Below are 11,536 nucleotides of genomic sequence, written 5' to 3'. Positions count from 1 at the left end.
AGCCGAACACGGCTTGCGGCCACGTGCAACCCCCAAGCTATGATGCCCGCTTGTTTTCAAGGGGATATCCGATGGGTTTTCTTGCCAAGCTGGTGCGTCACAAGTCAGTCGAACAGCTGCAGTCCGAAGCAGGCGGCTCGAAGGATTTCCGTCGCGTACTAGGGCTTTGGCAGCTCACCGCGATCGGCATTGGCGCCATCATCGGCGTGGGCGTGTTCGTGCTGGCGGGCCAGCAAGCCGCGGTCAACGCCGGCCCGGCGGTGATCCTTTCCTTCATCGTCGCGGGCCTGGGCAGCTGCTGCGCGGCGCTCGCGTACGCTGAGTTCTCCGGCATGATCCCGGTCACCGGCAGCGCCTACACCTACGGCTACGCGGTGCTGGGCGAACTGTTCGCCTGGATCATCGGCTGGGACCTGCTGATCGAGTACGCGCTGATCGTGGGCGTGGTGGCGATCGGCTGGTCCGGTTACGTGCAGGCGCTGATCGAGCAGGTCTTCCACGTACAGCTGCCGGTGTGGGCGCAGGGCGCCTACGACCCGCTGCATCCGGGCAACGGCCGCGTGTTCAACGTGATCGCCGCGGCCATCTCGCTGCTGATCGCGGTGATGCTCACGGTCAAGACCGAATGGGGCGCACGCTTCAATACGGCGGTGGTGGTGATCAAGGTGCTCGGCGTGGCGCTGGTGATCGGAGTCGGCGCGTTTTTCGTCGATACCGCCAACTGGCACCCGTTCATCCCGCCGGTGGTCACTGACGCGGCTGGCAGCCATTTCGGCTGGGGCGGCGTACTGGCCGCGTCCAGCGTGGTGTTCTTCGCGGTGTTCGGCTACGACACCCTGACCACCGCGGCCGAGGAGGCGAAGAACCCGCAGCGCGACCTGCCGCGCGCCGTGCTGCTGTCGCTGGCCGTGTCGATGGCGCTGTATCTGGCGGTTTCGCTGGTCCTCACCGGCATGGTGCCGTACGCGCAGCTCAACTCGCCGGCGCCAGTGGATGCGGCGTTCAAGGCATTGGGGCTGGACTGGGTGCGCGGCATCATTTCGGTGGCGGCGATCGCCGGCATCACCAGCGTCATGTTCGCCTTCATGCTCGGTGCCGCGCGCATCTGGTTCGCCCTGTCGCGTGACGGACTGCTGCCGAAGTGGTTTTCGCAAATCCACCCCAAATATGGCACGCCCGCGCGCCCGACCATGATCCTGGGCGTGTTCACCGCGCTGGTCGCCGGTTTCCTGCCGATCGGCGAAGTGGCCGAGCTGGTCAACATCGGCACGCTTTCGGCATTCATCGTGATCTGCGCGTCGGTGCTCATCCTGCGCGTGCGCAAACCTTACCTCGAGCGCAGCTTCCGCACGCCGGCGCTGTGGCTGATCGCGCCGGCCGGCATGTTGTTCTCGCTCTTCCTGATCGTCGGCTGGCCCTGGATCACCGACGGCCGCCTGCACTTCCTCGGTGGCCTGCCGGCCATCACCATCTGGCGCTTCGTGGCGTGGATGGTCCTTGGCCTGGCGATCTACCTCTTTTACGGCGCGCGGCACAGCAACCTGGAGCGGCAGGAGCGGTAGCGGAGTCGTCGCGACGGTGCGGCCGCAGGATGGGCTTCGGCCCACCCCGCTGCCAGGCGGCGATGGTGGGCCAACCCCCTGCGGAATGTCTGGCCTGCCGCTGCACGCGACAGTGGACCCGTCCGGCGTGACCTCTGGCAGGGGGAGGGGCGTGACCTTCGTCCTACCATCGGATGACTGTCATGTCGGCTATCGGGCGGTGTCTCTACCCCGGCCTGGCAGGTGACGGCGCGGCGTGCGCGCCGCCGATGCTCGCCAGGGGAAGCGAAAGTGAAAGACGTTCGATCGAAGTTGCTGGTGGTCGCGCTGGGTGCGGCCTTCTCGATGGCTGCGCAGGCGGGCCACGCGCCGGCGCAGGACGTGCCCTATCCGGGCATGCTCACGCTGAAGGTGGACCTCACCGACGCGCCGAAGAAGATCTTCCGCGTGCACGAAACCATTCCGGCCAAGCCGGGTGCGTTCACGCTGTACTACCCGCAGTGGATTCCCGGGGAGCATTCGCCCTCCGGCCCGATCGACAACCTCGCGGGTTTGATCATCACCGCCAACGGCAAGCGCGTACCGTGGCGCCGCGACCTGCGCGACATGTACTCGCTGCACATGACCGTGCCCGAGGGCGCCAGCGCGCTTGAGCTCGAGTTCCAGTTCCTCTCCCCGGGCGAAGGCGGCATGTTCGGCGCGAGCGCCTCGTCCACGCCGAACCTGGTCGACGTGGAGTTCAACCAAGTCGCCTTCTATCCGGCGGGCTACTACACGCGGCAGATCCAGATCCAGCCGACCGTGACGCTGCCCATGGGCTGGCAGTTCGCCACCGCGATGGACGTGCAGGCGCGCAACGGCGCGAGCACCACGTTCAAGCCGGTCAGCTTCAACAACTTCGTCGACTCGCCGCTGATCGCCGGCGAGCATTTCAACCGCGTGGACCTTGACCCCAAGGGCGACGTCCCCGTGCACTTGAACGTGGTGGCCGACGAGGCGGACCAGGTCAAGCTCACCGACGCACAGCTCAAGCAGCATCGCGAGCTCGTCGACCAGGCGGGCCTGCTGTTCGGCGCGCACCACTACCAGCACTACGACTTCCTGCTCACGCTGTCCGACCACACCGGCCACTTCGGCCTGGAGCACCACCAGTCCAGCGACGACCGCCTGCCGGCGGACATGCTGACGGACGACAAGTCCTACGCGCTGATGGCCAGCCTGATGCCGCACGAGTACGTGCATTCCTGGTGCGGCAAATTCCGCCGACCGGCCAAGCTGTGGGCGCCGGACTTCAACACGGTCGAGGAAGACGACCTGCTGTGGGTCTACGAAGGCCTCACCGACTACTGGGCCGGCGTGCTGACCACCCGTTCGGGCATGTGGACGGCCGAGCAGTACCGCGACTCGATGGCCGACATCGCCGCCGCCATGTCCGCGCGTACCGGCCGCGCCTGGCGCTCGCTGCAGGACACCGCCGACGCCGCGCCGCTGACCTATTACGGCGGTGGCGGCTGGGGCAACTACCGCCGCGGCACCGACTTCTACCCGGAAGGCCAGCTCCTGTGGCTGGACGTCGACACGCAGATCCGCGAGCTCTCCCGCGGCAAGCACTCGCTGGACGATTTCGCCCGCGCCTTCTTCGGCATGGACAACGGCAGCTACGTGACGAAGACCTACACCTTCGACGACGTGGTGAACACCCTCAACCAGGTGCAGCCGTACGACTGGAAAACCTTCCTGCGCACGCGCCTGGACTACACCGGCGACCAGTTGCCCGAGCACGGCATCGAGCGCGGCGGCTGGAAGCTGGTCTACACCGACGCGCCCAACGCCGAAACCAAGGCAGCCGAGTCGCTGCGCCACAATGTCAACCTGGCTTATTCGCTGGGCCTGTCCGCGTCCAAGAGCGGCAACATCTACGACGTGCAATGGGACGGCCCTGCGTTCAAGGCCGGCCTGGTGCCGGGCCTGGACATCGTCGCGGTCAACGGCAAGGACTACTCGCCCGACGCGCTGAAGGACGCGGTCAAGGCAGCGAAGACCAGCAAGGCGTCGGTCGAACTGCTGGTCAAGAACGTGGACGTCTATACCACCGTCAAGGTGGACTACCACGGTGGCCTGAAATACCCGCACCTGGTCCGCGCCGACGGCAAGGACCTGCTGACCGTGATCACCACCCCGCGCAAGTAACCCATCCACCCTCACCGTTCGTCCCGAGCGCAGGCCCGCAGGGCCGAAGCCGAAGGAGCGGCACGCGGCGATCACTTGCCGCGCCGCGCCCGGAACGAACGGCGAGCTTCGAGCGCCACCACCGGAGAGCCCCTTCCGTGAAAACCAAACCCCTTGCATCCGCCCTGCTGCTCGCCGGCTTCGCGCTGGTCGCCGCGCCCGCTTTCGCCGACGTGCCGGCGATCGGCGACGCACCCTTCAACGGCACCCTCAAGATCGCCGTCGACGCCACCGACCTCGCCCACCGCGTGTTCCGTGTCAACGAGACGATCCCCGCACAAGCCGGCCCGCTGACCCTGCTGTTCCCGCAGTGGATCCCCGGCCACCATTCGCCGACCGGCCCGATCGACAAGTTCGCCGGCCTGGTCATCAAGGCCAACGGCAAGGTGCTGCCGTGGACCCGCGACCCGCTCAACGTCTACGCCTTCCATGTCGACGTGCCGCAGGGCGCCACGGAGGTGCAGGCCTACTTCGAGTTCCTCTCGCCGCAGGACCCGCGCCAGGGCCGCGTCGTGATGACGCCGGAAATGCTCAACCTGCAGTGGGATGCGATGAGCCTGTACCCGGCCGGGTACAACATCCGCAAGATCAACACGCAGGGCAGCGTCACCTACCCGGCGGGCTGGAAGGCCGGCACCGCGCTGGAAGTGGCCTCCACCAGTGGCGACACCGTCACCTACAAGCCGCTGACCTACAACGCGCTGGTCGATTCGCCGATCTACGCCGGCAAGTACTTCAAGCGCGTCGATCTCGATCCGGGCGCCAAGACGCCGGTGTTCATGAACTTCGTCGCCGACGATCCGAAATACCTCGAGATGAAGCCCGAGCAGATCAAGCCCCACCGCGAGCTGGTCCAGCAGATGTACAAGCTCTACGGCGCCCACCACTACGACCACTACGACTTCCTGGTCTCGCTCAGCGACAAGATGAGCGGCAACGGCCTGGAGCACCACCGCTCCAGCGAAGACGGCGTGGGCGCCGACTACTTCACCGAATGGGACAAGAACGTCTACGCGCGCGACCTGTTCTCGCACGAGTTCAACCATTCCTGGGACGGCAAATACCGCCGCGGCGCGGATCTGACCACGCCCAACTTCAACGTGCCGATGAGCGACACGTTGCTGTGGGTGTACGAGGGCCAGACCCAGTTCTGGGGCAACGTCATCGCCGCCCGCGCGGGGCTCTGGAACAAGGACGAGACGCTGGACATGTTCGCTCTCGTCGCCGCCACCTACGACCAGGGCCGCCCGGGCCTGGCCAGCTGGCGCAACGTGCAGGACACCACCAACGACCCGACCATCGCCCAGCGCCGCCCGCTGCCCTACCGCAATTACCAGGCGTCCGAGGACTACTACTCGGCCGGCGCCATGATCTGGCTGGACGTCGACGGCAAGCTGCGTGAGCTCACCCGCGGCAAGAAGAAGATCGACGACTTCGCGCGCGCCTTCTTCGGCATGAACAACGGCGACTGGAGCGTCAATACCTATACCTTCGAAGACGTGGTGAAGACGCTCAACGACATCGCGCCGTATGACTGGACGAGCTACCTGCGCACCCGCCTGGACGGCCACGGTCCGCTGATCGGCGGCATCGCCTCGCACGGCTGGAAACTGGTCTACACCGACAAGCCGTCCAAGGCGGTCAAGGCGATGGAATCGCGCCGCCACGCGGCCGACCTGACCTACTCGCTGGGCCTGTCGCTCGGCAAGGACGGCTCCATCGGCGACGTGCTGTGGGACAGCCCCGCGTTCAAGGCCGGCCTCTCGCCCGCGATGACCATCGTCGCGGTCAACGGCAAGGAGTACTCCGCCGACGCCGTCAAGGACGCGGTCACTGCCGCGGCGAAGAACAAGAGCCAGCCGGTCGAACTGCTGGTAAAGAACTTCGACGAATACAAGACCGTCCGCATCGATTACCACGACGGCCTCAAGTACCCGCACCTGGTCCGCGACGACAGCAAGCCGGACACCCTGTCCGACCTGATCAAGCCGCTGTAAGCGCATGCTGCTCCCTCTTCCCTTCGGGGAGAGGGTTGGGGTGAGGGGCCAAGGCTTGCCCAAGGCCCCTCCATGCCGAAACCAAAAGCCCCTCTCCCCCTCGGGAGGGGCAGGCGGAGCGTGAGGCGGTACCCCGACTCCGCGCTCCACCCATCCTTGCCAGGTCGATCCGTACCGCTGCGACGGGCGAAGGAACGGCATGAACCTCCCCACCCAACTCCGCTATACTGCCCGTCCGCCGAGGATCGAGCTCCGATCCCGCGCACCCCGCAACACCACGCGCCTGTAGCTCAGCCGGATAGAGTAGTGGCTTCCGAAGCCATTGGTCGGGGGTTCGAATCCCTCCAGGCGCGCCATCTTCTGCTGTCACTCCTTCCCTTGAATCTCAAACCGCGCTCGGCGCGACGCGAGCTTTTCGGAAGAGTTTGCGGCGGTGACACACCACCGGACCCGGGTGCCTTCCGAGTGAAGACCGATCGCCTCATCGCACGGAGGGTCGCGTCCCGGGCAGGTTGAACCGATCGCGGCAAGGGCCTGCTAAAGGGATGCCGGACGCAGGTTCGCGGGGTTATCGACCTTTCTGGCGGGCGGGGTTTCCGCCAGCAGGTCGCGCAGCATCGAGGCCGTCGCGAGCAACTCGGCCTGCAGCGCACCCAATGCCGGTTCGACGCCGCCGTTCGCGCGGATCGTTTCACGAAGCAGGGAGCAGAGGCGAACACCTTCGCTCCGTCCCATCACTAGGAATGCGTTCTGCAAACGATGCAGGCGTGCGGACGTGGCGGCGTGATCGTGCGCACGCAGGGCGACGAGGAACTCTTCGTTGTCATTCTGCAGCTCGCTCTGCCAGCTCTGCAGGTAGGTGCGGCGTTGCTCGGGCGTGGCGATGCGGCAAATCAGGGCGAGCGAGCTTTCGGCCGGGCGCGTGCCCGGATCCAGCGGCGCCTCGACCGCTGCGGCGGGCGATGGCGCGCTGGCCGTGACGTTCGGCGCGCTGGTGCCGACCTGGCGCAGCAGTCCCAGCAGACGTTCGATCGAGACCGGTTTGGTGAGGTAGGCGCTGGCGCCCTGGGCCAGGGCCTGTTCGATCGCGTCGGGATCGGAGTCGGCGCTCAGCACCACGATGGCCATGCCGTCGTGGGGATGGCGCTGGCGGTGGCGGGCGAGCACGTCCAGGCCGGAGAGGTCGGGCATGTGCATGTCCAGCAGCACCAGTTGCGGGCGGTGCGGGCCCTCCATCGCCTGCAGGCCTTCCTCGCCGCTGCCGGCAAAGATGACGCGGTGGCCGGCGCGGCGCAGCAGGTGGCCCAGGGTGTCGCGGCTGGAACGGTTGTCGTCGACCACCAGGCAGGTGATCGCCGGGACGCGGGCGCGGTGGGCGTCGAGCGCGCTGACGGTGTCGAGCGGTTCGGTGACCGCCTGCTCGGGCGCGGCGCGCTCCAGCGGCATGGCCGCGGTGAAGATGCTGCCGCCGCCGGGGTTGTCGCCGACCGCCACGCGCCCGCCCAGTTGCTGGCAGATGCTGCGCACGATGTGCAGGCCCAGGCCGGTGCCGTCGTGGCGGCGAACCAGGCCGTCGCTGGTCTGGTAGAACGGGTCGAAGATCCGCGTCTTCATTTCGTCCGGCACGCCGTTGCCGGTGTCGGTGACGGTGCAGAGCAGGCGTGGCTGGATCAGGCCGTTGTCAGCCAGGCGCAGTTCGATGGTGACGTCGCCGCCGGCCGGCGTGAACTTGACGGCATTGGTGCCCAGGTTGATCAGTACCTGCGCGATGCGGCCGGAATCGCCCAGCATGGCGTCGTCCAGGCCGCGGCCCTGCACGGTGCGCAGGCGCACGCCTCGCTGGTGCGCGAGCGGACCGACCACGTCGCGCACCTGGCCGAGCACATTGGCGACCAGGAACGGTTCGCGGGCGAAGTGCAGACGGCCGGCGTCGATCGCCGCCACGTCGAGCACGTCGTTGACCCGCTGCAGAAGCGCGGTGGCGTTGGCGCGCAGCGCGTGCATCAGTTGGCGGTCGGAGGCCTCCAGCGCGGCGGTGTCGATCAGCGAGGCAGCATGTACCACGGTGTTGAGCGGCGTGCGCAGCTCGTGGCTCATGGTGGCGATGAAGCGGCTCTGCGCATCGCGCGAGTGCAGCGCCGACTGCGAGATGGCCGAGATCGTGCCGAGCAGCCGGTACACCGTCAGCGGCAGGCCGACCAGCAGCACCAGCGCGAACGGCACGAACGCCGGCCGGTCGACCCAGTAGTGCGGCGGCGCCGCCATGCCCAGTACCAGCACCGAGCCGGCCATGAAGACGAAGAACATGCGGCGGCCGAAACGCGTGCCGACCATGATGGTCGCCAGCGGCAGCAGCGTGATCATCGAGATGCAAAGGTTCCAAGCCAGGCCGAGCAGCACGCCGATGCCAAGCACGTTCATCGCCGCGCCGATGCCGTCGACCAGCTCGGTGGTGTGCACCACGCGCAGGCGCACGGCGCCCATCCACGCCAGGCTGAGTGCGAAGAACAGCTCCGCCCACGGGCGCAGCAGCAGGGCCTCGCGAGTCAGCACGACCTTGGAATGCGAGGGGCCGGCCAGGTACTGCCAGTAAAGGCACCACAGGAGGGTCAGGGCCAGCAGCAGGGCACGGCGCACCGAGACGTGGTATTCGCCGTAGCTCGCGACCAGCCGGGCCAGCCGACCGTCGCGCAAACGCTGCGCGATGAGGCGCAGCGAGCTGGGCGGCGCTTCCGCAGTCCCAGGATTCATAGGTGGTTCCCCCTGCTTGGCAGGCGCCGGCGAGCCGGTGCCGCTGGGCCGCATTGTACGCGCAGTCGGGCTTGGCGGGCCCCGGAATGATTCCTAGGCGGAAAGGGCTCGCCGCACCGGACTGGCCTGGTGGCGCGTGGCTCAGCGGGGTGGAATGGGCAGGCGCACGGCGGCGACGAAGCCGCCGCCGGGGCGGTTGGCCAGGAGCAGCTCGCCGCCGTGCAGGCGGGCGGCGCGGCCCGCGATGGACAGGCCCAGGCCGCTGCCCCCGCCGCCGCGTGCCGCGTCGCCGCGCAGGAACGGCTGGCCGAGCCGCGGCAACAGTTCGGGAGCGGCGCCGGTTCCGTGATCCGTCACGCGCAGTTCGATGGCGCTGGCCTCGCGGGCGAGCGACACGGCGAAGGGCGGTGCGCCGTAGCGTTCGGCGTTGTCCATCAGGTTGCCCAAGGCGCGCCGCAGCAGGATCGGCCGAACCGGCGCGAGAAGTTCGCCCGGCCCTTCCAGCTGCCAGTCGTCCGGCCGCAAGCGCAGGGCCAGCAGCTGCCCTGCGAGAGTGGACAGGTCGGTGGACTGGAGCGCTTCGTCGCGCCCTTCGCGCACGAACGCCAGGCATTGCTCGAGCGCGCTGTCGAGCTCTTCCAGGTCGGCGACCATGGCGGCGCGGCGGCCTGGGTCGCCGGCGTCGCCCAGTTCGAGCGCCAGGCGGAGGCGCGCGAGCGGCGTGCGCAGGTCGTGCGAGATGCCGGCGAGCATGAGCTCGCGTTCGCGGGCGACTCCGCGCAGGCGCTCGCCGGCGTCGCCGATGGCGTCGGCCAGACGACGCACTTCGCGCGGGCTGCCCTCCAGGCCGGGATCGGTGGGTGCGCCAGCGAGCAGCGCCGATGCCTGCGCGGCGAGACGTTCGAGCGGGCGGGTCAGCAGGCGTGCGGCGAGGCCTGCGGCGGCCAGTGCGATCAATCCGGCGAGCACGCTGAGCAGCAGAGCCGAGTCGAGCAGGCGAGGGCGGTAGCTTGGCGTCCGCAGCACGATCCAGCGGGCCGGATCGTGCGCGCTGCGGATCCAGAGTTGCGAATCGGGCGTCTGCGTGGCCACTACCCGCGTGGGGTCGCCCAGCATGGTGCCGATTGTGCGTGCCACCGCAGTCAGTGCGGGTGCGAGGCGGCGCACGCTTGGCGTGGGCGGTTGGGCGTTGCTCAGCTGTACGCCGAGCAGGTGCAGCGAGCCGAGCACCTCGCGTGCGGCCGGATCCTGCGGGCGTGCTGCGAGTTCGTCGGTGGCCAGCACCGTGGCAATGGCAAGACGACCGTAGCTGTCGCTCACCACCTGCCGCCCGAAGCGCCGCTGCAACGCGCCCGACAGCGCGAGCGCCAGCAGCAATGCCGCGGCCACCAGCATCAACACCAGCGCGAAGGTCGATGGCGCCCGCCTCATGCGCGGCCGCCGTCGGGCACGAACACGTAGCCTTCGCCCCACACCGTCTGCAGCCAGCGCGGCTGGCGCGGGTCGTCCTCCAGGCAGCGGCGCAGGCGCGAGACCATTACGTCGATGCTGCGGTCAAAGGCCTCGTGGCCGCGCCCGCGCGCCAGCGCGATCAGGCGTTCGCGGCTGAGCGTCTGGAACGGGTGGGCGACCAGCGCGGCGAGCACGGCGAACTCCCCGCTGGTGAGCTTCACCAACGCCTCGCCATCGAGCAGCTGGCGCGTGGCCGGATCGAACACGAAGCGGCCGAACGATACCGGTGCCTGTTCGGCCTGGGGCGCGCCGACCGCCTCGCGCGGGCGGCGGCGAAGCACGGCTCGGATACGCGCGACCAGCTCGCGCGGGTTGCACGGTTTGGGCAGGTAATCGTCCGCGCCCAATTCCAGGCCGACGATGCGGTCGACGTCGTCGCCCTTGGCGGTGAGCATGATCACCGGCGTGTCCACGCCCTCGGCACGCAGGCTGCGGCAAAGCTCCAGGCCGTCGGCGTCGGGCAGCATCAGGTCCAGCACGATCAGGTCGACGTGATGCGCGGCCAGCGCGCGGCGCATGCCGGCGGCGTTGGCGGCGCCGAACGCGCGCAGGCCCTGCTGCTCGAGGTAGCGCTCCAGCAGGTCGCGCAGGCGCAGGTCGTCGTCGACGACCAGGATGTGGGCCGGGTCCATGGGCGCGGACTATCGCGTGGCGCTGCCCGGGCGGCAAGCGGGCGGGTGCCCGATTTGTAAGCGGGTATTTCCGCGACGGGCCGGGGCAACACCCGCTCACATCGGCGTGCGCAGGCGACACACCTGTGGCGCGCGGAGGGCGGAGGATCGCCCCACGTCCAGCCCGGACGCGTCCATCCAAGGAGTCCGCCATGCGCCTGTCGATCCTGCCGCTCGGTCTTGCCTGCCTGCTCGTCGCCCCGCCATCCCCGGCCAGCGTGCACCACCGCGCGGCAGCCCACCGCACGGGCGATGGCGGCGCCGCGCGCGTGCACGGCACCCTGGCCAACGGGCCGGACGGCCGCCGCGCCTGGCATGCCGGCGGCACCGTGCGGGGTGGCGAAGGCGACCTCGGCCACGCGCGCGCCAGCGGCGTGGCCGGCCCCAACGGCCGCATCGCCGGTGGCCATCGCACCACGGTGGACGGCGACGGTACGATCGCCCGCCAGGGTGGCGTCGTTGCGCAGGGCGCCAACGGGGGAACGATGCGGGGCGGGCGCAACGTACAGCGCAACCCGGATGGCTCGATGCAAGCCGACTATGCAGTGAGCGGCCAGGGCGCCGCGGGCGGCAGCTTCAACCAGAGCGGCAGTCGCACGCGCGGCGCAGACGGCGAACGCACGGCCAGCCGCCAGACCGAGGCCAGCGGCGTGCGCGGCAGCTACGAGGGCAGCACCACCCGCGCCGGCGGCATGCTGGACCATGACAGCACGATCATCGGCGCCAACGGCAACACCTATGAAGGCCAGACCCGTGTCACGCGCCGCGAAGGCCTCAGCCACAGTGGCACCTGCACCAATGCGCAGGGCCAGACCTTCGAGTGCAGGTAACCCCA

The 11,536-nt window shown here is 68.9% G+C and carries 7 protein-coding genes and 1 tRNA gene; 5 read left to right on the top strand and 3 right to left on the bottom strand.

Going from position 1 to position 11,536, the window contains the following annotated elements:
- Positions 1-71 precede the first annotated feature (71 nt).
- The 4 genes from ACFWZ1_RS16620 (at position 72) to ACFWZ1_RS16605 (ending at position 6,123) form a co-directional block, all read left to right on the top strand.
- Entirely contained in the window at positions 72-1,562 is a 1,491-nt protein-coding gene (locus ACFWZ1_RS16620; RefSeq protein ID WP_439667250.1) for an amino acid permease, read from the top strand.
- Between the two features lie 270 nt (positions 1,563-1,832).
- A complete protein-coding gene (locus ACFWZ1_RS16615; RefSeq protein WP_439667249.1) occupies positions 1,833-3,731 on the top strand; it encodes a M61 family metallopeptidase in 1,899 nt (632 codons plus the stop codon).
- 137 nt (positions 3,732-3,868) lie between these two features.
- The gene (locus ACFWZ1_RS16610; protein WP_439667248.1) at positions 3,869-5,767 is read left to right on the top strand and encodes a M61 family metallopeptidase; all 1,899 of its coding nucleotides are present in this window, start codon (positions 3,869-3,871) and stop codon (positions 5,765-5,767) included.
- A gap of 279 nt (positions 5,768-6,046) precedes the next feature.
- Positions 6,047-6,123, top strand: a tRNA-Arg gene (locus ACFWZ1_RS16605).
- 181 nt (positions 6,124-6,304) lie between these two features.
- Here the strand turns inward: ACFWZ1_RS16605 and ACFWZ1_RS16600 are convergent.
- The 3 genes from ACFWZ1_RS16600 to ompR form a co-directional block, all read right to left on the bottom strand.
- Positions 6,305-8,518: an ATP-binding protein gene (locus ACFWZ1_RS16600; RefSeq protein WP_439667247.1), complete on the bottom strand. Its 2,214-nt coding sequence runs from the start codon at positions 8,516-8,518 to the stop codon at positions 6,305-6,307.
- A 141-nt stretch (positions 8,519-8,659) separates the two neighbouring features.
- Entirely contained in the window at positions 8,660-9,949 is a 1,290-nt protein-coding gene (locus tag ACFWZ1_RS16595; protein ID WP_439667246.1) for an ATP-binding protein, read from the bottom strand.
- Positions 9,946-10,662, bottom strand: coding sequence for an osmolarity response regulator transcription factor OmpR (gene ompR, locus ACFWZ1_RS16590; protein WP_439667245.1), 717 nt, complete (start codon positions 10,660-10,662; stop codon positions 9,946-9,948). Before ompR ends, ACFWZ1_RS16595 begins: the two co-directional genes overlap by 4 nt.
- Before the next feature lie 191 nt (positions 10,663-10,853).
- On the opposite strand from ompR, the gene ACFWZ1_RS16585 reads away from it, so the two are divergent.
- The gene (locus tag ACFWZ1_RS16585) at positions 10,854-11,531 is read left to right on the top strand and encodes a hypothetical protein (protein ID WP_439667244.1); all 678 of its coding nucleotides are present in this window, start codon (positions 10,854-10,856) and stop codon (positions 11,529-11,531) included.
- The last annotated feature ends 5 nt before the right edge of the window (positions 11,532-11,536 follow it).

Source organism: Frateuria sp. GZRe14 (genome assembly GCF_051900395.1).
Classification (GTDB): Bacteria; Pseudomonadota; Gammaproteobacteria; order Xanthomonadales; family Rhodanobacteraceae; genus Frateuria_A; species Frateuria_A edaphi.
Note: the sequence above shows the minus strand (reverse complement) of the source record. Positions and strands in the feature narration are given on the sequence as shown.